Below are 20873 nucleotides of genomic sequence, written 5' to 3'. Positions count from 1 at the left end.
TTGCGTTTTTTGAAGCTTATCAGGATCTATCTGCAAATGTTTGCGCATTTTGCGATTTATGTGCAAAATATTGGCGCATATATGAGGAGTTGCCGCACATGCTTGATGAACGCGACCGAAAGATTCTCGAACTTCTGCAGGCGGATGCCGGCATCTCGGTCACCGAACTTGCCGATCGCGTTGCCCTGTCGGTGTCGGCCTGCTCGCGTCGCATACAACGGCTTGAGGAAAGCGGGCATATCGCCCGGCGCATCGTCGTGCTCGACCGCGAGAAGATGGGAGTGCCGACCACGGTCTATGCTATGATCAAGACGGCGCATCACGCCGACGAGTGGATCGAATCCTTCCGCAAAGTCATCGGTGATATCCCTGAGATCGTGGAGGCGCATCGGCTTACCGGGAATTATGATTATATCCTCAAGATCGTCTTGCCGCGTGTCGAGCATTACGATGTCATCTATAAACAGCTCGTGCGCAAGATCGAGCTCTTCGACGTCTCGGCGTCGATCTCGATGGAGGAACTTAAAAGTGGCGCCTCCGTTCCTGTCGGGTATGCACAATAGGTGCCTTGGCCATATCGTGGCCGTGCAGAGGTGCCATGCATAAAAGATGGTTGCTGCATATCCTTCTCAACCCTACGTTTTTGAGCAGAGTTAATCGCGAGGTGTTGCCATGCAGGATCATCATGTCGTCGTGGTCGGAGGCGGCTTTGGCGGGGTACAGCTCGCCAACGATCTGAAGGGTGCTCCCGTCCGCATTACGATGATCGATCGGCGCAATCATCACCTCTTTCAGCCGCTCCTCTATCAGGTCGCGACCACTCTGCTTGCGACCTCCGAGATCGCCTGGCCGATCCGCAATTTCTTCCGCGATCGACCTGACGTGACGACCTTGCTCTGCGAGGTTGTCGGCGTAGATAGCGCGGCGCATGAGGTGCTCCTGAAGAACGGTCAGAAGATCCATTACGACACGCTGGTGCTGGCAACCGGCGCGACCCATGCCTATTTCGGCCATGACGAGTGGGAGCCGGTGGCGCCGGGATTGAAGACGTTGGAGGATGCAACCACCATCCGCCGGCGGCTCTTGCTGGCCTTTGAGCAGGCGGAAATGGAAACCGACCCGGCCGTCCGTGAGGCGCTGTTGACCTTCGTCATCGTTGGCGCGGGTCCCACGGGTGTCGAGCTCGCCGGTATCATCTCCGAGCTGGCAAGGACAACACTACCGAAGGAGTTCCGCAATATCGATACCCGCAAGGCGAAGATCATCCTCGTCGAGGCCGGCCCAAGGGTGTTGCCCGCCTTCGCGCAAGAGCTCTCCGACTATGCGCACAAGGAGCTGGAACTGCTGGGTGTCGACGTCCGCTTCGGTAGACCGGTCACCTCATGCACGGCCGAAGGCGTGACGATCGGCGACACCTTCGTGCCATGCCGTACCATCGTCTGGGCGGCGGGTGTCGAGGCGTCGCCGGCGGCGAAATGGCTTGGCATTCCAGCCGATCGTGCCGGCCGCGCCATTGTCGACAAGGATCTGAGGGCGCCGGGCGAGGAGGATATCTTCATCATCGGCGATACCGCAGCCGTCATGCGTGACGATGGCAGCCCCGTGCCGGGGATCGCTCCGGCTGCCAAGCAGCAGGGCGCTTATGTCGCCAAGGTCATCAAGGCAAAGCTTGCGGGCAGACCGTCGCCCGGACCGTTCCACTACCGCCATCAGGGCAGCCTTGCGACGATCGGCAAAAGTGCTGCGATCATCGATTTCGGCTGGATCAAGCTGAAGGGATGGCTCGCGTGGTGGGTCTGGGGGCTTGCCCACATCTATTTCCTGATCGGCGTGCGTTGGCGCATCGCCGTCGCCTGGAGCTGGCTTTGGATCTATATCAGTCGGCAGCACAGCGCCCGGCTGATCACGCAGAAGGAAACCATGCGCGAGGAATGAAAAAGGGCAGCCCTTACGGCTGCCCTTTTCGTATGAGTTGCTGCGCAACAGTGCTTATGCCAGCGAAGCGATATCGATGACGAAGCGGTAGCGGACGTCGCTCTTCAGAACGCGCTCATAGGCTTCGTTGATTTCCTGGATGTTGATCTTCTCGATCTCGGCCACGATGTTGTGCTCGCCGCAGAAGTCGAGCATTTCCTGGGTTTCCTTGATCGAGCCGATCATGGAGCCGGAGAGGCTGCGGCGGCCGGGGATCAGTGAGAAGGCATGCACCGGAACCGCATGTTCGGGAACGCCGACCAGCACCATGCTGCCATCATACTTCAACAGGTTCAGATAGGCGTTCCAGTCGATCGCCGTGCCGACCGTGTTGATGATCAGGTCGAAGGTGCCGGCGAGCTTGGTGAAGGTCTCGGCGTCGCTGGTGGCGTAGTAGTCCTTCGCGCCCAGCTTGAAGCCGTCTTCCTTCTTCGACAGCGTCTGGCTCAGAACCGTGACGTCGGCGCCCATGGCATGGGCCAGCTTCACGCCCATGTGGCCGAGGCCGCCCATGCCGACGATCGCGACCTTCTTGCCTGGGCCTGCCTTCCAGTGGCGCAGCGGCGAAAAGAGCGTAATACCGGCGCAGAGCAGCGGTGCGCCCGAGTCGAGCGGGATATTATCGGGGAAGGAGAGGACATAGCCTTCCTTGACGACGATCGAGTCGGAATAGCCGCCGAAAGTCGGCGTCTTGCCGTCGGCTTCGACGTCGTTGTAGGTCTGGACGAGACCTGGCATGTAATGTTCGTAATCCAGGTCGCGCGTGGCACAGGTCGTGCAGGAATCGACGAAGCAGCCGACGCCGACGCGGTCGCCGACCTTGAACTTCGTGACCTCGGAACCGACGGCGGTCACGATGCCGGCGACTTCATGGCCGGGCACCATCGGATACTTCGAGCCGCCCCATTCGTTGCGGGCCTGGTGAATGTCGGAATGGCAGACGCCGCAATATTTGACGGAGATGACAACGTCGTCCGCATTCGGGTCGCGACGCTCGAAAGTGAATGGTGTGAGCGGCTTGGACGCGTCGGTTGCTGCATAACCCTTTGCGATAGGCATGGGAGATTTCCTTATCTTTTCGGATGGGTTGGGGGTAGAATTTCGATGACCCACCATGCATCAGGTCCGGGCTACAGCGTTAGAGCGATCCTGCAAGCTTTATGTACGATCCTGCGAATCTAAATGCGCGGCAGGTCTTTCGCGATCGAAAGGTGTTACCTAGATAGGCATCGATATCTGCTCGAAAACAGTTGGTTGCGCATGACACTGCCTTTCAATCCCAATCAGGAACTCGCGTCGATCGTTGCACGTTTCGCTCCGAGCGACGGCGAACACCGCACGCCGATAGACAATCTTAATCTCTATCGGCAGTCGGCTGCGACCGTGTGGCAGCATGGGGCTTACCGGCCCTGTTTTGCAATCGTGGTTCAGGGGCGCAAGAACCTGACAATCGGCGCCGAGACCTACAATTACGGTGTCGGCGAGTATATTTTGACCGCGCTCGACCTTCCGGTATCGACGCAGGTCACCAATGTCGGCAGCGATACGCCTTATCTTTGTTTTGGTATGGCGCTCGACAGCGAACGGTTGAAGGAGCTCCTGTCGCGCGTCAGCATACCGCGTCAGGCGTTGACCGAGCCTGTGCGCGGAATTGCGGTCAACGCCGCCTCGCCGGAACTGCTCGATGCCTCGCTGCGGCTGCTCCGATTGCTTGATCGGCCCGAAGATATTCCAGCCATGGCGCCTTTGATCGAGCAGGAAATCCTCTATCGCCTGCTGACCGGTCCGAATGGCCCTCGGCTGCTGCAGATCGCGATGGCCGAGAGCCAGAGCAACCGGGTGGCGCGTGCCGTCGCCTGGCTCCGCGGCAACTATACGCAGCCGTTGCGCATCGAAGAGCTCGCCGAGCGCGTCGGCATGAGCGTTTCGTCGCTGCATCACCATTTCAAGACTGTCACGGCACTATCGCCGATGCAGTATCAGAAGCAGCTTCGGCTTCATGAGGCGCGGCGCCTTATGATCGTCGAGCAGCTAGATGTCGGATCGGCAGGCCATCGCGTCGGATATCAAAGTCCCTCGCAATTCAGCCGGGAATACAGCCGCCTTTATGGCCTGCCGCCGCTGAAGGATGTCGAGGCGATGCGCAATAGCGTGGTTGCCGCCGAGTAGGTTTCGTGCCGACGGCAGTTAGCTGATCGGCGCGTTGCAGCTGCTGCCATTCCATGTGTAGCTCGGCGTGACGTCCTGCGGCCCCCACAGACCTTGGAAACGATGATAGCCGGCATCGAAGCGGATTGTCAGCGAGCCCATTCCATATTTGTCAAACCATCGCAGTGTTCGCACTCTGCCGGGTGTCGTTCCGATTTCCGAGAGGGTGCCGACCGTTGTCTCGCCATCGTCGTTGAAACGATAGGTCCCCGCTACGTGGCCCTTCGCATCGACCTGCAGCGACGTTTCGACATCGACCAACCGATCGCTGGAGAGAAGTTTGCCGCAATAGTGCCCGGCGGAGCGCGGCAGAGATTTTGACGCTGCATCCGCCGGTAGGGGTAGGTGAAATAGTCCGCCCGCAAGGCAGATTCCAGCAATCCAGGTGATTGCCCAGCGTTTACCGCTTTCCATGTATCCGACGCGCCAGGCTTGCGCCGCTTTATAAGAGTGATTGACCACGGGTTTCACCGAACGATCTCGCAGCAATAGAGGCCGACATGATCTATCTATTGTGCGCTCGCCATGACAAGTGTCCTTCGTCTTTTTAACGCGGTGCAGCAACGAATTCCGCTTGACGGCTGCATCGGTGTCCTGCATAAAGCGCCACGAACCGTACCGTACGGTACGCATTTGGGAGTAGCCATCGTGCTGAGCGAAGCAGGACAGTCGAGCGAGTTTTCGCCGCGCCAGAACGCCGTTCTGGAACAGGCGCTGCGTCTGCTCGTCGATGGCGGCGAGAAGGCGCTAACGACCTCCGGCGTCGCGCGCGCCGCCAATTGCTCGAAGGAAAGTCTTTACAAGTGGTTCGGCGACCGGGACGGCTTGCTATCGGCGATGATCACCTATCAGGCCAGCAAGGTTCGCACCTTCGAGCGCAATGGCGAGCGGCTGAATACGACAAGCCTGCATGATCATCTTGTCGTTTTCGCCCGCGACCTGCTGGAGGTTCTGGCTGGCGACGTTTCACTGGCGTTGAATCGTCTGGCAATCGGCCAGTCGAACCGCGACGGCTCCAAGCTCGGCAAGCTCCTGCTGGAGCGCGGCCGCAGGCAGATCGACCGCCGCGCCATCGGTCTCATCGATGCCGGCAAGCGGGCAGGGCTGCTGCGCTTTATCGATGCCGACGAAGCATATCACACGCTTTACGGGCTCATCGTCTCCGATCTGCATGTGCGCATGCTGCTCGGCGAGCCCGGTTTGAAGGATACGAGCCGTCAGGCTGAGAAGGCGGTCAGCGCCTTCCTCAAGCTTTACGGCACGGAAAAGGTATTGGCGGAAGCGGCAGCGACCGTCTGACAATTTAAAATCTGCACCCAGACAAGCAAAGGGAAGGACAAACAATGCGCGTCTATTACGATCGTGATGCCGATCTCAACCTCATCAAGTCGAAGAAAGTCGCCGTCATCGGCTATGGTTCGCAGGGCCGCGCTCACGCGCTGAACCTGAAGGACAGCGGCGCACAGAACCTTGTGATCGCGCTGAAGGCCGGTTCCCCCACGGTCAAGAAGGCCGAAGCCGACGGCTTCAAGGTCATGACCGTCGCCGAAGCTGCTGCCTGGGCCGACCTGATGATGATGGCGACCCCGGACGAACTGCAGGCCGACATCTACAAGGCCGATATTGCTCCGAACATCCGCGACGGCGCTGCGATCGCTTTCGCCCACGGCCTCAACGTCCACTTCGGCCTCATCGAGCCGAAGGCTTCGGTCGACGTCGTCATGATTGCTCCGAAGGGCCCGGGCCACACGGTTCGCGGCGAATACCAGAAGGGCGGCGGCGTTCCTTGCCTCGTTGCCGTTCACCAGAACGCTTCCGGCAACGCCCTTGAACTCGCTCTCTCCTACGCTTGCGGCGTCGGCGGCGGCCGTTCGGGCATCATCGAAACCAACTTCCGCGAAGAGTGCGAAACCGACCTCTTCGGCGAACAGGTCGTTCTCTGCGGCGGTCTGGTCGAGCTCATCCGCGCCGGCTTCGAAACGCTTGTTGAGGCCGGCTACGCTCCGGAAATGGCCTACTTCGAGTGCCTGCACGAAGTGAAGCTGATCGTCGACCTGATCTATGAAGGCGGCATCGCCAACATGAACTACTCGATCTCGAACACGGCCGAGTGGGGCGAATACGTCACCGGCCCGCGCATCATCACCGAAGAGACCAAGGCTGAGATGAAGCGCGTCCTCAAGGACATCCAGACCGGCAAGTTCACCTCCGAGTGGATGCAGGAATACCGTTCGGGTGCTGCCCGCTTCAAGGGTATCCGCCGCAACAACGACAGCCACCAGATCGAAGAAGTCGGCGCCAAACTGCGCGGCATGATGCCTTGGATCGGCAAGAACAAGCTGGTCGACAAGTCGGTCAACTAAGCTTTCGGCGTGAGCCGGACTGGAGGGCCGGGGCGAAAGCTCCGGCCTTTCTATTTTTGAGCTTTGACGTAAAGCCATCTTGTCGGTTCGCCATCGAAGCCGCCGCCATCCGCTTCAGTCATTGTAATGTTTCTCCATCCTCCGGCGCTCAGCATAGCCTCAAGCCATACGGCGGAAGGATAGTTGTAGTAACGTCCGAACTTGTCATGCCCATCCGCTTCTCCGGCCTTGAAGCTGGCTTGGAAGATGCCGCCCGTTTTCAGGGCGCGAGAAATGCGGTCGAAGACATCCGGCAGCACTGATCGCGGAACATGCAGGAGGCTGGCCTCCGCCCATATGCCGTCGAAGATTTCGGTGGCGTCCAAGACCTCGAAACGCATTACTCGAACGGGCCTGCCGAGACGCTTTTCCGCTTCCCTCGCAAGCTCGGCTGAACCGTCCGTCGGCGTGACGTCGAAGCCGCGCGAGAGCATATAGGCGGCATCCTGGCCGCCGCCGCAACCCAGTTCGAGGATGGTTGCGCGGGCGGGCAGGGCGGCCAGAAAGGCATCCAGTCTCTGGCGCGGCAGCCGGCGTTCGCGTGCCGCGTAAACGGCTGCGTTGTCGGTATAGAAGGACGCTGTCGGGTCGGTGCTCATGCTGGCTGGCGTTCATTTCTTTGTAAGACCATCGTCGATGCTAGCAGGAAAGGCAGACAATATCTGTCACCATGACAAACAAAATAGGTCAGTATTGTTGACTTATCTTTTGTTGCGTGATCTTGTGATGCAAAGACCAAAAATTACGAGGAAGCCCCATGTTGAATTGGGAAAATATCTTTGCGACGCGTTCGAGCCGTATGCGCGCCTCCGAAATCCGCGAGCTGCTGAAGCTGCTGGAGCGGTCGGATATCATCTCTTTCGCCGGCGGCATTCCCGATCCCGCGTTGTTTCCGGATGCGGAGTTCAAGCAGGCCTATGCCGACATCTTTTCCGGTCCGACTGTCAATGCAGCGCTGCAATATTCGGTCAGCGAAGGCTACAAGCCGCTGCGCGAATGGCTCGTCGGCCAGATGGGCGCGCTCGGCATTCCCTGTGAGCTCGAAAATGTCTTCATCGTTTCCGGTTCGCAGCAGGGGCTCGATTATCTCGGCAAGCTTTTCTTATCGCCGAAGGACACGGCGCTGGTGACGGCGCCCACCTATCTCGGCGCGCTGCAGGCCTTCAATGCTTATGAGCCGACCTACGATCAGTTGACGCCGAACGGCAACCGCACGCCGGATTCCTATCGCGCCGCGGCTTCGCAGGCGGGGGGCAGGGTGAAGTTCGCTTATCTCTCGGCCGACTTCGCCAACCCGACGGGCGAGACGGTCGACCTGGCCGGGCGTGAGAAGCTGCTCGACCTTGCGGAAGAGCTCGATATCGCCGTCATCGAAGACGCAGCCTATCAGTCGCTGCGTTATGACGGCGAGCCGGTCGCGCCGATCCTGGCGCTGGAAATCGCGCGCAAGGGCAGCATCAACGACACGCGCACGATCTATTGCGGCAGCTTCTCCAAGACGCTGGCGCCCGGCCTTCGTGTCGGCTTCATCGTCGCCAATGCGCCTGTCATCCGCAAGCTGGTGCTGATGAAGCAGGCGGCCGACCTGCATTCCTCGACCATCAACCAGATCGCGATCCATCAGGTCGCCGAGCGCGGGTTTGATGCGCAAGTTGCCAAGGTCCGCAAGACCTATAGCCACCGCCGCGACTACATGCTGGCGGCGCTTGCGAAATACATGCCTGACGGTACGAGCTGGACGAAGCCGCAGGGCGGCATGTTCGTCTGGGTGACCCTGCCGAAGGGTATGGACGGCGCCAAGCTGCTTGCACGGTCTCTCGAAACGGCGAAAGTCGCCTTCGTGCCAGGTCAGGCCTTCTTTGCCGACGGTTCGGGCGCGAACACTTTCCGTGTCAGCTTCTCCTGCGCCAATGACGAGATGATCGAAGAGGGCATTTCGCGGCTCGGCAAGCTGATTGCGGGTGAAATCGGGGCGATGGCGGCCTAAGCCGCCGTCGCCGTTTTCTTACTTGGTAAGGTGCGGGCCGATCAGCGCCAGATCGGCCTCGCTCAGCCTGTCGCTGGCCGTATTGCGCTGGTGCCAGTAGGGATACATCAGCGGCTGCAGGCTGACGTCATCGAGCCGCTTGCGTTCCTCGTCCGTCAGCTTCAGCTCGGCGCTGGCGAGATTGTCCTTGAACTGAGCCTCGGTGCGGCCACCGATGATGACCGAGGTCACGCCCTTGCGGCCGATGAGCCAGGCAAGCGCCACCTGAGCGGCGGAGACGCCGCGGCCATCGGCGATTTCCACCAGCGTATCGACGATATTCCACAGGCGGTCTTCATCGCGGATCGGCGGTTCCGTCCAGCCGGCGAACTGGCGCGTACCCTCCGGCGTTGCCTGATTGCGGCGATGCTTGCCTGAGAGCAGGCCACCGGCAATCGGGCTCCAGACGAGAATACCGAGACCTTGGTCGAGGCTGATCGGCACCAGTTCGTTCTCGGCGTCGCGGGCTTCCAGCGTGTAGTGGATCTGCTGGCTGACGAAGCGTTCGCGCTTGTCGCGCTCGCTGACGCCAAGTGCCTTCATGATGTGCCAGCCGGAAAAGTTCGAGCAGCCGATATAGCGGACCTTGCCCTGGCGAACCAATGTGTCGAGCGCTTCCATCGTCTCTTCCAGCGGTGTCTGTCCGTCCCATTCATGCAGCTGATAGAGATCGATCACATCGGTTTTCATGCGCTTCAGGCTTGCCTCGCAGGCCTGAATGAGGTGCTGGCGGGATGAGCCGACATCGTTGACGCCCGGCCCCATCGGGAAGCGGGCCTTGGTGGCGATGAGCGCGCCGTTCTTGCGCGGGCCGCCGATGATTTCACCAAGAATCTCCTCCGATGCGCCTTGCGAATAGACGTCGGCCGTATCGAGCAGGTTGATGCCGGCATCCAGGCACATGTCGACAAGCTTCTTGGCATCCTTGATGCCAAGATCGCCGACGGTTTTTGCCCAGCCGACACCGCCGAAGGTCATGGTGCCCATGGTGATGGTGGAAACTTTAAGGCCTGAGCGGCCAAGCAGACGATATTCCATCGATCTATCCTCCTCGATCCCGTCTGAATAACGTGCCTCAGCAAATAGCGCCGGATCGCGGTGGTCAAGATTCAATCATCATACGAACGGCAATCTATTCAAATTCAACTGTCACAATCATGTTAAGCCCTGCGTCTAGACAACCTCGTACAACCTAGCCGAGGACGTTTTCATGAAGACCTTTGTTTCCGCCTTTGCCGGCCTGTTGGCCATTGCCCTTTTCTCCGGAAGCGCCAACGCCGCCGATCTCGTCCTCTATACCAGCCAGCCGAATGCCGATGCGCAGGCGACCGTCGATGGTTTCATGGCTGCCAACCCCGGCATCAAGGTCGATTGGGTTCGTGATGGCACGCCGCAGATCATTGCCAAGCTGCAGGCTGAAATGCAGGCTGGCGCTCCGGTTGCCGATGTCTTGCTGATTGCCGATACGGTGACGCTGGAGCGCTTGAAGGAAGCCGGCAAGCTGCTTGCCTACAAGTCGCCGGAAGCCGCAAATTACGATGCGTCGCTCTATGACGCCGGCGGTTATTACTATTCCACCAAGCTGATCACGACCGGCATCGTCTACAACACCGCCGCCGCGATGAAGCCGGCAAGTTGGCAGGATCTGGTCAAGCCGGAAGCCAAGGGTCTCGTCGCCATGCCGAGCCCGCTGGCTTCGGGCGCCGCTCTTATCCACGCGCAGACGCTCGCCGGCGTCGGCAGTCTCGGTTGGGACTACTACAAGAACCTCGCCGAGAACGGCGCGATCGCTTCGGGCGGCAACGGCGCCGTGCTGAAGTCGGTCGCGTCCGGCGAGAAGGCCTATGGCATGATCGTCGATTACATGCCGATCCGCGAAAAGGCCAAGGGCGCTCCGCTGGAATTCGTTTTCCCGAAGGAAGGCGTTTCCGCCGTGACCGAGCCGGTCGGCATCCTTGCCGGCACGCAGCATGCCGATGCTGCCAAGAAGTTCGTCGATTATGTTCTTTCCGAAAAAGGCCAGGAAGGCTTCCTGAAGCTCGGCTACATCCCGGCCCGTAACGGCACGCCGCTGCCGGAAGGCTTCCCGGCACGTGACAGCATCAAGGTTTTGCCGTTGAATGCCGCCGATGCTCTCAAGAACACGGATCAGGACCTCAAGACCTTCTCCACCTACTTCAAGTCGAAGTAATCCGACCCGGATTTGGAATGTACTCATATGTGCGTCGAGGAAACAGCCAGCCGGCCTGGCTGTTTCCTTTTGTTGTTGCCTTCGTGCTCTTGCTCAGCGTTTTGCCGCTGGCACGGCTGGCGTTTGCTGGCGTCGAGGCGCTGCTTAAGGGCGGTACCTATGAACTCATCACCGATCCCTCGCTCTGGCGCTCGGCCTGGTACACGATCGAAACGGCCGTGCTCGGCACCATCGTTTCCGTCTTGCTCGGCTGCCTCTTCGCGTTCCTGCTGACATTGACAGATTTGTCAGGCAGAGGGCTGCTTGGTTTCCTCTTCGTATTGCCGATGATGATCCCGCCGCAAGTGACGGCGCTGGCGTGGGTGCAGATGTCCGGGCCGTCGAGCCCCTTGCTGAAAGCGTTGCATATCGCGCCGCCGCTCGGCTCGCCGCAGCCGCTCTATTCTGTCGGCGGCATTGCGCTGCTTTATGGCGTTCAGCATGCACCGCTCGTCTATCTCGCTCTGCGCGCCGGCCTGATGGCGCTGCCGCGCGATGGCGTCGAGGCCGCAAGGCTTTCGGGCGCGTCCGGCCTGCGTGTCTTCCGCGATATCATCCTGCCCTTGTCTCTGCCCGGTGTCATTGCGGGCGCTGCGATTGCCTTCGTCTCGTCCATCGGCAATTTCGGCATTCCGGCGATCCTTGGTATTCCCGCCTCGATCTATACGCTCTCGACCTTGATCTTCACGAAGTTCTCCAATTTCGGGCCGAGGACATTCGGCGATATCGCCGTCCTCTCGTCGATGATCGCCGTCATTGCCGTTGCCGGGCTTGCCGTGCAGGGCAGGGCCTTGAAAGGGCGTGATTACCGCGTCATCGGCATTTCCGGCGCGACGGCTGCCTTTTCGCTCGGCCGTTGGCGCTATCTGGCGCTGCCGGTGCTCTATGCCATCCTCTTCGTCATGCTTGTCGCTCCCTTTCTGGCGCTGGTCGCAGGTGCGCTGGTGCCGGCATATGGCGTGCCGCTCACCGTCAAGACGGCGTCGCTCAACGCATTTACGGAAATCCTGTTTCGGCAGAGCATAACGCGCACCGCCTTTTCCAATTCGTTGTTCCTCGCGGGCATGACGGCTTTTGGTCTCCTGCTGGTGACAGTGCTCGCTGCCTATGCGCTGACGCGGCGCAAGGACGCGCTCAGCCGTATCGTTGGCGGCATGATCGAGATCCCTTATTCGCTTCCGGGCATCATCATCGCTGTCTGTTTCATCCTGGTGTTTGCGGCACCCTTGCCGATCCTCAACGTCACGCTTTACGGGACGATCTGGATCATTCTGCTCGCCTATTTCTCCGCTTATTTCGCGGTCAGCCTGAAACCGGTCATGAGCGCCTTCCTGCAGCTCGATCCGGCGCTGGAAGAGGCCGCGCGGCTTTCCGGTGCAGGATTCTTCCGGCGTTTGACCGATATTATCGTGCCGCTGATTGCGCCGGCTGCTGGGGCATCGGTGATCCTCGTTTTCCTCATTGCCTGCAACGAGCTGACCGTTTCAGCGCTGCTCTGGTCGGCAGGCACGCAGACGCTCGGCGTCGTCATCTACAATCTCGATGATGGCGGCAGCGCCGATCTGGCCTCTGCCATGTCGGTCATCGTCATTGCCATGGTCGTCATCATGATGGTGCTTCTGGAAATCATGGCCAAGCGCCTGCCGAAGGGAGTGGTGCCTTGGCGAAGCTGATCCTCAATCACGTCAGCAAGGATTTCGGCACGGGCGGACGCGCTGCCGTCAACGCTTTGTCGCTCGATGTCCGCGAAGGCGGCTTCCTGGCACTGCTCGGTCCCTCGGGCTGCGGCAAGACGACTGTGCTTCGAATGATCGCCGGTTTTGAGCAGCCGACCGATGGCTCCATCCATCTCAGCGAACGGCTGCTGGCCGATGCCGCAAACATGTTGCCGCCGGAGCGGCGCAATATGGCGATGGTGTTCCAATCCTACGCGCTCTGGCCGCACATGAATGTCGCCGATAATGTCGGCTACCCGCTGAAGGTGCGCGGCATCTCTGGCGAGCGTTATCGCGAGAAGGTGCGCGAGGCCTTGGCGACGGTGCGTCTCGGCGACTATGCGGAACGCAGGCCCGCGGATCTCTCCGGCGGCCAGCGGCAGCGCGTGGCGCTTGCCCGCTGCCTGGTGACATCGCCCGATGTCGTGCTGCTGGACGAGCCGCTCGCCAACCTCGACCGTCATCTGAAGAAGGAGATGGAGGAGACCTTTCGCGAATTCCACCAGCGCTCCGGCGCCACCATGGTCTATGTCACGCACGACCAGAGCGAAGCGATGGCGCTTGCGACCGACGTTGCCGTCATGTCCGAAGGGCGGCTGCTGCAGGTGGCGCCGCCGGCGGAGATCTATGCGCGCCCCGAAGGGAAAATGGTCGGGGGATTGGTCGGGCAGGGTGCCATCCTGTCGATGGCTTTTCCCGATGGCGGTCCACGCCGTATCGATTGGCCGTTCTTCCGAGACCTTTGGGAGAATCGGGCAGGCGGCTCGGGAGGTGCGGATATTCTCGTGCGGCCGGAGGACGTGGTTGTCGACGGGGAGGGCATTTCATGCCGTGTCGATTCCATCCTTTATGAAGGGGAGCGCTATGCGCTGAGGCTGTCGATGCCGGATGGACAGGTGCTGCGCGCCTATAGCCGCGAGGCTGTTGCCGTGGGCGATGATTATCGGGTCGCGATCCGCTCCGCCTGGCGGCTTTGATCGGTGGGGGACAAGATGGTTGTTCCATGTCGCCTCCTATGCTTGATTTGCTCGACGTCACGAAGGGGAGTCGCGCATGTCCGATCATAGCTTTCCGATTTTCGATCTCGGCGCTTTCGAAGCAGCCGGTCATGACGAGAAGAAGCGGCTCGGTGCGGAGGTGGATCGGATATGCCGCTCGACCGGCTTTCTGGCGATTGCCAACCACGGTGTCGCGGATGCCGTGATCGCCGAGGTGTGGAGGAAGACGCAGACTTTTTTCGATCTGCCGTCTGAGATAAAGCAGAAGGCGAAAACGCTCTATCCCGGTTACCCATACGGCTATCTCGGGCCGGGCACTGAGGCACTTGCAAAATCGCGCAACGTGGACACGCCGCCGGATCTGAAGGAAAGCTTCAATGGCGGCCCGCTTTCCGTACCCTCAGGCATGACAGATCCGGAAGCACTCGGCTTCTGCTATGCCGCGACCATCTGGCCGGAAGGGCCTGATGGCTTCGTAGAGGCATGGAAAGCTTATTATCGGGCGATGGAAGATTTGGCGGCGCGTATCATGCGCGTCTTCGCTACGGCGCTCGGCCTTGATGAACATTTCTTCGATTCCTATGTCGATGCGCCGATCAGTGCGCTGAGGGCACTGAATTATCCCGAGCAGCATGTGCCACCGCAGCCGGGCCAGCTTCGCGCCGGCGCGCATACCGATTACGGCAGCCTGACGATCCTCCTGCCGCAACCCGGCTCGAAAGGGCTAGAGATCATCGCCCCTGATGGCAACTGGACGCCGGTGCCGCCGGTGGAGGGTGCTTTCGTCATCAACATCGGCGACCTGATGGCGCTCTGGACCAACGATCGCTGGGTGTCCACGGTGCATCGTGTCGTCAATCCGCCGCCGGAAGAGGGCGGCATGCAGCGCCGCCAGTCTCTGGCCTTCTTCCACCAGCCGAACTGGTTTGCCGAAATCGCCTGCCTGCCGTCGTGCCTGAAGGAAGGCGAGGAGCCGAAATATGCTCCCGTTCTTTCCGGCCCGTATCTGATGGGTAAGTTCAAATCGACGGTAACAGCCAAAGCCGGATGATGCGAGTATAATAAGCCGGCTCACATTTCTCTTAAACTGGAATGCTTCATGTCCCTGCGCCTTGCGACTTTCAATGTCGAAAACCTTTTGACCCGTTTTGATTACACTGGTTTTCGCAATCAGTTGCGCCAGGATCGCGTTCTGCAGCTCTTCGATGTCCGTAATGAAGAGATCTATCAGCAGCTGGAAGCGGCGCGTGTGATTGCGGCAACCGACGACACCAGGCAGATGACCGCGCTTGCGATCGCAGATGCGGATGCCGACATCATCTGCCTGCAGGAGGTCGACAACATGGCGGCGCTGCAGGCTTTCGAATATGGCTATCTCTACCGCATGGTCGGCAACGGCTACCGCCAGAAATTCCTGATCGAAGGCAATGACAGCCGCGGCATCGATGTCGCCGTGATGATGCGCGAGGAAACGCGCGACGGCCAGCCGATCGTGCTCAATGACATCAAGAGTCACGCCATGGTGACCTACGGCAATTTCGGCCTTTTCAACGATGAACTGGCGGAACTCGGCCTTCATTCGGAGGACAAGATCTTCAAGCGCGATTGCCTGGAGCTGCATCTCCATATTGGTGGCGTTCCATTTTCGCTCTATGTGATCCATCTGAAATCGATGGGACCGGCACGCGAAGGTGTGGATGGACGTCATGCGACCATGCCGATCCGCCGAGCCGAGACCATGGCGGTTCGCCGCATCATCGAAGATCGCTTCGGGGCCGGCCACACGGCGACGAAGAATTTCGCCATCTGCGGCGACATGAACGACTATCAGGAATGGATCGATGTCATCGGTACACGCCGCACCGGCTATCGTTTTGAGCCGCGCGGCGAGGAGAAGGGCAGCGCCCTCGATGTTTTCAGCCGTGATGGTTTTGCGGAGAACATCGTGCGGCGGCGAGAGGAGCTTGACCGCTGGACGCTTTATCACGCCCGAGGGCCGCAGGAGCAGCGGCTTTGCCAGCTTGATTACATCTGGCTCTCTCCGGCGCTGGCACGCGCCAATGCCACGCGTATGCCCGATATCATCCGCTCGGGTCAGCCGTTCCGCACTATTTTCCCACCGGGGCAGGAAGTGGAGCGCTATCCGCGCGTCGGCTGGGACAGGCCGAAAGCATCCGATCATTGCCCCGTCGTCATGACATTGGATTTGATATGACCACTTTAGAATTGCAGAGCGATATGGCCGGCTGGCCGCCGGAAAGCACCGTATTTCCCGTTTCCGAGATCGATCTTGCCGTGCTGCCAGGCGAGCATCCTTTCCACGTTCAGGAGTCTGCGGCGGCGCAGGAGAACTGGGCAAGGGAAATCGCCGACAATCCGGCCCTTTTTGATGGCCGCATGATCTTCCAGCGTCGTCTTTCGCTTGCCGACGGCCTTGTCAGGGGTGAAGCCTATGTGACGCCTTTCTCGACCTTCCTTTGGTGGCGCAAGCAAAGCAAGCGGCACGGTGGCTTTCATCTTTTCGCATTTCCGGTGGCGGTATCGTCCGATGGTGCGATCATCGCGATCCGCATGGCGCCGCACACTGCCAATCCTGGCCAAATCTATTGCGCGGCTGGATCGATGGACGAAAATGATATTGTCGACGAGCACGCCGACGTCGCTGGCAATATGCGACGCGAGGTGCTGGAGGAAACCGGCCTGGATTTGAACGACGCGACCGCCGACCCTGGATACTACGCAACCCATATGAATCGTTCCGTCACGCTCTTTCGGGTTTTCCGCTTTCCGTGGACGGCCGAGGATATGCTTCGGCGCATCGAGGCGCATATACTGGTGTCCGAAGAGGATGAGGTCGATGGCGTGGTCGCCATTCGTTCGGCCGATCCCGCCGCGCATCACTACAGCGTGGCGATGCTGCCGATCCTTGCCTGGTTCTTCGGTGGCGGTAGATAGCTCGGGCTTGCGCTGGGGTCGCTTGCCGGTATGAATAATTAGGTCTGGAAGTATGGATGGAGGCCAGATTGGCGCGCAGCTACAGTGTCTATGATGTGTTCACCGACAACAAGCTGGCGGGCAATCCGCTCGCAATCATCTTCGATGCGGGAGACCTGAGCGATGAGGCAATGCAAGCGATCGCCAGGGAGATGAACCTTTCCGAGACGGTCTTTGTGCTGCCGCCGCAAAATCCCGCCCACACGGCGAGCCTGCGCATATTCACGCCCGGCCGCGAACTGCCTTTTGCCGGGCATCCGACAGTCGGCACGGCGATCGCCTTGGCAGAGAAGGTCCATGCCAATCACGGCGGTGACCTCGATCTCGTTTCCGTTCTCGATGAGCGTGTCGGACCGGTGCGTTGCGCCATCAAGCTACGCCAGAACAAGGCGAGTTTTGCCGAGTTCGATCTACCGAAGAAGTCGCAGGAGATCCCGCTGCCGCTGGATAGGGCCGATATCGCCAATGCACTCAGCCTGAAGATCACCGAGATTGGCTTCGAGAACCATGTACCCTCCATTTGGAGTGCCGGAGTGCCGTTTCTTTTGGTGCCGGTGCACGATGTCGGCGCAGCTGAAAGGCTGGAGTTCGATCTGCAGCTTTGGGAAAAGACGGTGCCCTTCGTCGACGGCGCGCTTGCTTCGGCTTTCATTTATTGCCGCGGCGGCGTCAATCACGTTGCCAAATTCCACGCGCGCATGTTCCCCGTGGGAATGGGTATCGTCGAGGACCCGGCGACGGGAGCCGCGGTGGCGGCGCTGTCCGGGGCGATCAATCAGTTCGATGCTTTGCCGGATGGGCATCATCCTGTTGTCATAGAGCAGGGCATCGAGATGGGACGGCCATCGCTGATTCATCTTCACCTCGATATCAATGGTGGCCTGATCGCCAATGCCCGCATCGGCGGCCAGGCGGTGCGTGTTGCATCGGGAATTCTTGAGCTTTGATTTTATTGACTTTTCGGCGGCCTCTGAAATTTTTTTGACAAAAAAACAAAGAAAATTCGTCTGGCCGCTGGACAATCAAACCGATCCTATTTATATGCCCGGTCACGCCGCCAGCAAGCGGTACGGGTGATTAGCTCAGTTGGTAGAGCAGCTGACTCTTAATCAGCGGGTCGTAGGTTCGAGCCCTACATCACCCACCAAAAACTCCTAGAAATCGTTAGTTAATTCGAAACGTCTCGAGGGTTTTCGGCTGCGCGGTTTCCAGCAGATTGGAAACGGTTTCCAATTCAAGTTCCGTGCTATTCCGGAATGCAGCGGCTCGATCTCGCTCCAGCGGGTTTCCATGAACTTCATCGCATCCCGAGCTAAACTCCGTAGCGCGACGTCCCTTCCGTACTTCAGCATAAGAGAGGTATTCGTCCGCGGTTCTTCTCCCGATCGGACAGCGATCGACGTTGTCGGTAGGGGTGTCGCTCTAGTCGGAAAGCCTGCCCAGTAGAAGGCCGGTAAATAAGCCGAGGAGCGCCGTCACGATCAGGACGGAGCTTGTGGCGGTTGGATTTTCCTTTGCGACCTGCACTACGTTCCGGCCCTCGGAGCGGGCATGATCCGCGATGTTTGCAACTTTTCCCTTTGCTGAAGAAAGGGCCTCGTCGGCGCGATCCGAGGCGCTATCGATCCGCTTTGCCAAATCGGTGGAGAGCCTATCGATCTGGCTGCGGAGTTCATCGATCTGCGCATTGATGTCCTTGTCCAGCGAGATGTTGGCCATGATGCCCTCCTTGATTGCGGGTAAGTTCCTCCAGGAACGAATGGAGGCTTGCTTTGGTTCCCATCAGGTTGAGCGACGTCTTTCGCAGTCGGAGAAGGTTTGAAACGGCCGCGAAGCGACCGATGTGCCAATGGCTTTAGCGTAGATGCAGGAGAAACGCGGTTGGTGCTGATATCGACATCGTGAAAAGAAATAGGGAAAGCCCATATTTCAGTCTTCGCATTCGGCGTGTCTTGATGCCGTCCCAGTCATATCCCATAAGTATATCCTGTTTGCTTCGTGCTTTATTGATGCTGGAAATATCCCATGAATTGTTTGCGCGAAGCTTGTGAATTGTTTTCATCGAAACGATGAAGAGGTGCATCGGATTATACAATCCTGTGCTGCAATTTTTTTCTTTGGTTTTTGCAAGTATAATCGATAATGTCCATTATTAACTAGAAGTAGTGAAATCGGATTCTCTCGTAGATCTTACGCGAGCTGCAATTTTTGATTTGATTGAACATCCAGCTCGGGCACTGATTGCGCATTAACCAATCTACATCAGCAGATTATGCTGTTGCTGTAAGCGGCGCTTACGCCTGCGCTCGGATAGGCCGGGCCGACGGAGCTTCCGGTGATTGCCCCGCGTTCAAATGACGTCAGACATGTCTGGCCGATGGCAATGGCCATCGCTTTCGACCATGTGCGTTCAAGGCTTCCTATACCCACCTTCCATGACGCTGAATACAAAGATAGCGGCCAGAATCACGATCAGCGTATAATCGAAGGCGGAGAGCAGGCGAAGCAGTTCCATGATGTTTCTCCTCCCACAGAGAACACGAACCAGAACAACCGCTAGTATGTTCCTCCCGCGGGCGCATGCCAAGTTTTTTGCATCCTGCGGTGCAAAAACAATGTTGTGCGAGGCACAATAACCAGTTGTTTCCAAAGACATATCAGCACTCTATTAACTGCTATTGGTTGCGGTAAGGGCGAACGCGCGCTGCAATCGTATTGTCAACAAATTTTATAGAGTATAGCATCGGGACAATGATAAGTCCGATTGCCCAACTCTTGCAGAAATCACGTGGTGCGATCGATCTGGAGGGAGTTGGCTATTGACCCTTGGCTCTGACCATCAGCCGCGTGACCTGCCTGTTGTCGTTATCGTCGGGGGTGGCGTTTCCGGAACAGGGGTTGCCTTTCATCTGCTGCAGCGACAATCGCGACAGGTCGGTCAGGTCTTCATATTCGAGCCGCGGGAGCGTTTGGGGGCAGGGCTCGCCTACGACACGCAGGATGTCGCCCATCGCATCAATGTACCCGCGGCGAGGATGAGCCTGCTGCCCGATGACATCGAACATTTTCAGCGCTGGCTGCTGGAAAATAATGCGCTTGCCGATGATGATGCGGCGATTGCCGTCGATGGCAGTCTTTTTCCGCGACGCTCCGTTTTCGGGAGCTATATCAACAGCATGATCCGTCCCTTCGCCGAGAACGGGCGGCTGCGCCACGTCAGGCAAAGCGTCGAGCGGATCCAGAGGACGGGCGGCCGCTGGGCGGTGACCGGTGCTGGCGGAGAGCGCGTTGATGCCGATATTCTCGTCATCGCGACAAGCCATCCGTCGCCTTTGCCGCCGCAGGTGTTGCGGGACGCGCTTGCCGATCACCCACGCTTTGTTGCCGATCCAACGCATCCTGATGCGCTTTCGGTCGTCGGCGCCGGAGATCGCGTCCTTGTGGTCGGCAACGGTTTGACCTCGGCCGACGTCATCGCCTCGCTCGAACTCAGGGGACATAAGGGGCCGGTCACCGCGATATCCCGACGCGGTCTGCGCTCGCGTGGCCATGCCGCGGTCAAGCAGGAGCTATTCGGCGATTTTGCTGATCAGCCCTCGAAAACCGCGGTTGATCTGCTGAAAAGCGTGCGAGCGGCTATCCGCAGGGCGGAAGGTGAAGGACGCAGCTGGCATGCGGTCATCGATCAGGTAAGGACGCAGGGGCGGCAAATCTGGGAGGCGCTTCCGATCGAGGAGCGACGCCGGCTGGTTCGGCATTTGCGGCCGTTTTGGGATGTGCACCGTTTTCGTGTTGCGCCGCAGGTTGAAGCTGTCAGCGAACGGGCGCTTGCAAGCGGCAGGCTTGAGGTGCTGGCGGCTTCGGTTGCGGAGGTTGGCGTTACCGACGATGTCATCGATTGCCGGTTGCGATTGAGCCGTTCCGACCGCTTCGTGAGAAGGCAATTCGATGCGGTCGTCGTTACCACCGGTCCGGGACACCGAGGCATTTTGCAATCCCAAGCCTGGATCGATGAGCTGTCGAAAGCCGGATATCTCGCATTGGATCCCGCCCGCCTAGGATTTTCCTGCGACACGCAATCACGCGCCTTGGCATCCGACGGGACGGTGATACCATCTCTGTTTATCTCCGGACCGCTCGCACGCGGAACCTTCGGCGAATTGATGGGATTGCCCGAGGTGGTCGAGCACGCCGTTCTCGTCGCCGACCAGGTGGCCGGCGCGATCGCCGATTACACGACGCGTGGGCAAGGGAAGGCATATTTGGACAGTAGCGCCGCCTAAAATCCAAGAAAAGCCGCAAATTCGTTGCTCAGACGATACATTT

Annotated in this window: 19 protein-coding genes and 1 tRNA gene; 15 read left to right on the top strand and 5 right to left on the bottom strand. The window is 59.2% G+C overall.

From position 1 onward, the window contains the following. Positions 1-98 precede the first annotated feature (98 nt). Positions 99-563: an Lrp/AsnC family transcriptional regulator gene (locus AC13RE_RS03565; protein WP_488561974.1), complete on the top strand. Its 465-nt coding sequence runs from the start codon at positions 99-101 to the stop codon at positions 561-563. A gap of 109 nt (positions 564-672) precedes the next feature. Then, entirely contained in the window at positions 673-1935 is a 1263-nt protein-coding gene (locus tag AC13RE_RS03560; RefSeq protein ID WP_488483155.1) for an NAD(P)/FAD-dependent oxidoreductase, read from the top strand. A 54-nt stretch (positions 1936-1989) separates the two neighbouring features. On the opposite strand, the gene AC13RE_RS03555 is transcribed toward AC13RE_RS03560, so the two are convergent. Continuing rightward, the gene (locus AC13RE_RS03555; RefSeq protein ID WP_132716927.1) at positions 1990-3033 is read right to left on the bottom strand and encodes an NAD(P)-dependent alcohol dehydrogenase; all 1044 of its coding nucleotides are present in this window, start codon (positions 3031-3033) and stop codon (positions 1990-1992) included. Positions 3034-3234: 201 nt separating this feature from the next. Here AC13RE_RS03555 and AC13RE_RS03550 point away from each other — a divergent pair, with 201 nt between their 5' ends. Then, positions 3235-4143, top strand: coding sequence for an AraC family transcriptional regulator (locus AC13RE_RS03550; protein WP_488561973.1), 909 nt, complete (start codon positions 3235-3237; stop codon positions 4141-4143). A gap of 18 nt (positions 4144-4161) precedes the next feature. Here AC13RE_RS03550 and AC13RE_RS03545 read toward each other — a convergent pair whose 3' ends face one another. Further along, positions 4162-4596: a hypothetical protein gene (locus tag AC13RE_RS03545; RefSeq protein WP_488561972.1), complete on the bottom strand. Its 435-nt coding sequence runs from the start codon at positions 4594-4596 to the stop codon at positions 4162-4164. 234 nt (positions 4597-4830) lie between these two features. On the opposite strand from AC13RE_RS03545, the gene AC13RE_RS03540 reads away from it, so the two are divergent. Further along, positions 4831-5481, top strand: coding sequence for a TetR/AcrR family transcriptional regulator (locus AC13RE_RS03540; RefSeq protein WP_132716924.1), 651 nt, complete (start codon positions 4831-4833; stop codon positions 5479-5481). Positions 5482-5525: 44 nt separating this feature from the next. After that, entirely contained in the window at positions 5526-6545 is a 1020-nt protein-coding gene (gene ilvC, locus AC13RE_RS03535) for a ketol-acid reductoisomerase (protein WP_015340257.1), read from the top strand. Between the two features lie 50 nt (positions 6546-6595). Here ilvC and AC13RE_RS03530 read toward each other — a convergent pair whose 3' ends face one another. Then, a complete protein-coding gene (locus tag AC13RE_RS03530) occupies positions 6596-7183 on the bottom strand; it encodes a class I SAM-dependent methyltransferase (protein ID WP_488561971.1) in 588 nt (195 codons plus the stop codon). Between the two features lie 158 nt (positions 7184-7341). Between AC13RE_RS03530 and AC13RE_RS03525 the strand changes: the two genes are divergently transcribed. After that, positions 7342-8571 (top strand): aminotransferase-like domain-containing protein, encoded by a 1230-nt coding sequence (locus AC13RE_RS03525; protein WP_488561970.1) that lies wholly within the window; start codon positions 7342-7344, stop codon positions 8569-8571. A gap of 18 nt (positions 8572-8589) precedes the next feature. Here the strand turns inward: AC13RE_RS03525 and AC13RE_RS03520 are convergent, their stop codons facing one another. Next, complete coding sequence (locus tag AC13RE_RS03520; RefSeq protein WP_488561969.1) at positions 8590-9648, bottom strand: aldo/keto reductase; 1059 nt, start codon at positions 9646-9648, stop codon at positions 8590-8592. Between the two features lie 172 nt (positions 9649-9820). Between AC13RE_RS03520 and AC13RE_RS03515 the strand changes: the two genes are divergently transcribed. From AC13RE_RS03515 to AC13RE_RS03480, 8 genes are all read left to right on the top strand, one after another. Beyond that, a complete protein-coding gene (locus AC13RE_RS03515) occupies positions 9821-10801 on the top strand; it encodes an ABC transporter substrate-binding protein (RefSeq protein ID WP_488561968.1) in 981 nt (326 codons plus the stop codon). Positions 10802-10818: 17 nt separating this feature from the next. Next, positions 10819-12513 (top strand): ABC transporter permease, encoded by a 1695-nt coding sequence (locus tag AC13RE_RS03510; RefSeq protein WP_488561967.1) that lies wholly within the window; start codon positions 10819-10821, stop codon positions 12511-12513. After that, positions 12501-13532: an ABC transporter ATP-binding protein gene (locus AC13RE_RS03505; RefSeq protein ID WP_488561966.1), complete on the top strand. Its 1032-nt coding sequence runs from the start codon at positions 12501-12503 to the stop codon at positions 13530-13532. Before AC13RE_RS03510 ends, AC13RE_RS03505 begins: the two co-directional genes overlap by 13 nt. 76 nt (positions 13533-13608) lie before the next feature. Beyond that, positions 13609-14604 carry an isopenicillin N synthase family dioxygenase gene (locus tag AC13RE_RS03500; protein ID WP_488561965.1) on the top strand — a complete coding sequence of 332 codons (996 nt, stop codon included), beginning with the start codon at positions 13609-13611 and terminating at the stop codon, positions 14602-14604. Between the two features lie 48 nt (positions 14605-14652). Beyond that, complete coding sequence (locus AC13RE_RS03495; RefSeq protein ID WP_488483166.1) at positions 14653-15768, top strand: endonuclease/exonuclease/phosphatase family protein; 1116 nt, start codon at positions 14653-14655, stop codon at positions 15766-15768. Beyond that, on the top strand, positions 15765-16508 hold the full coding sequence (locus AC13RE_RS03490; RefSeq protein ID WP_488561964.1) for an NUDIX hydrolase: 744 nt from the start codon (positions 15765-15767) through the stop codon (positions 16506-16508). The genes AC13RE_RS03495 and AC13RE_RS03490 overlap by 4 nt, the downstream gene beginning before the upstream one ends. Positions 16509-16576: 68 nt before the next feature. Continuing rightward, positions 16577-17494, top strand: a complete 918-nt coding sequence (locus AC13RE_RS03485; RefSeq protein WP_488483337.1) for a PhzF family phenazine biosynthesis protein — start codon at positions 16577-16579, stop codon at positions 17492-17494. A gap of 124 nt (positions 17495-17618) precedes the next feature. Continuing rightward, positions 17619-17694: transfer RNA gene (locus AC13RE_RS03480), tRNA-Lys, on the top strand. A 275-nt stretch (positions 17695-17969) separates the two neighbouring features. Here the strand turns inward: AC13RE_RS03480 and AC13RE_RS03475 are convergent. Beyond that, positions 17970-18266, bottom strand: coding sequence for a hypothetical protein (locus AC13RE_RS03475; protein WP_488483168.1), 297 nt, complete (start codon positions 18264-18266; stop codon positions 17970-17972). 1100 nt (positions 18267-19366) lie between these two features. On the opposite strand from AC13RE_RS03475, the gene AC13RE_RS03470 reads away from it, so the two are divergent. After that, on the top strand, positions 19367-20830 hold the full coding sequence (locus AC13RE_RS03470) for an FAD/NAD(P)-binding protein (protein ID WP_488561963.1): 1464 nt from the start codon (positions 19367-19369) through the stop codon (positions 20828-20830). The last annotated feature ends 43 nt before the right edge of the window (positions 20831-20873 follow it).

It is taken from the genome of Martinezella sp. CNPSo 3959 (assembly GCF_057784355.1).
Note: the sequence above shows the minus strand (reverse complement) of the source record. Positions and strands in the feature narration are given on the sequence as shown.

Excerpts from the sequence above, each read along its gene's own strand:
- AC13RE_RS03565 (WP_488561974.1), top strand. The coding sequence starts at position 99 with ATGCTTGATGAACGCGACCGAAAGATTCTCGAACTTCTGCAGGCGGAT.
- AC13RE_RS03560 (WP_488483155.1), top strand. The coding sequence starts at position 673 with ATGCAGGATCATCATGTCGTCGTGGTCGGAGGCGGCTTTGGCGGGGTA.
- AC13RE_RS03555 (WP_132716927.1), bottom strand. The coding sequence starts at position 3,033 with ATGCCTATCGCAAAGGGTTATGCAGCAACCGACGCGTCCAAGCCGCTC.
- AC13RE_RS03550 (WP_488561973.1), top strand. The coding sequence starts at position 3,235 with ATGACACTGCCTTTCAATCCCAATCAGGAACTCGCGTCGATCGTTGCA.
- AC13RE_RS03545 (WP_488561972.1), bottom strand. The coding sequence starts at position 4,596 with ATGGAAAGCGGTAAACGCTGGGCAATCACCTGGATTGCTGGAATCTGC.
- ilvC (WP_015340257.1), top strand. The coding sequence starts at position 5,526 with ATGCGCGTCTATTACGATCGTGATGCCGATCTCAACCTCATCAAGTCG.
- AC13RE_RS03530 (WP_488561971.1), bottom strand. The coding sequence starts at position 7,183 with ATGAGCACCGACCCGACAGCGTCCTTCTATACCGACAACGCAGCCGTT.
- AC13RE_RS03525 (WP_488561970.1), top strand. The coding sequence starts at position 7,342 with ATGTTGAATTGGGAAAATATCTTTGCGACGCGTTCGAGCCGTATGCGC.
- AC13RE_RS03520 (WP_488561969.1), bottom strand. The coding sequence starts at position 9,648 with ATGGAATATCGTCTGCTTGGCCGCTCAGGCCTTAAAGTTTCCACCATC.
- AC13RE_RS03515 (WP_488561968.1), top strand. The coding sequence starts at position 9,821 with ATGAAGACCTTTGTTTCCGCCTTTGCCGGCCTGTTGGCCATTGCCCTT.
- AC13RE_RS03510 (WP_488561967.1), top strand. The coding sequence starts at position 10,819 with ATGTACTCATATGTGCGTCGAGGAAACAGCCAGCCGGCCTGGCTGTTT.
- AC13RE_RS03500 (WP_488561965.1), top strand. The coding sequence starts at position 13,609 with ATGTCCGATCATAGCTTTCCGATTTTCGATCTCGGCGCTTTCGAAGCA.
- AC13RE_RS03495 (WP_488483166.1), top strand. The coding sequence starts at position 14,653 with ATGTCCCTGCGCCTTGCGACTTTCAATGTCGAAAACCTTTTGACCCGT.
- AC13RE_RS03490 (WP_488561964.1), top strand. The coding sequence starts at position 15,765 with ATGACCACTTTAGAATTGCAGAGCGATATGGCCGGCTGGCCGCCGGAA.
- AC13RE_RS03475 (WP_488483168.1), bottom strand. The coding sequence starts at position 18,266 with ATGGCCAACATCTCGCTGGACAAGGACATCAATGCGCAGATCGATGAA.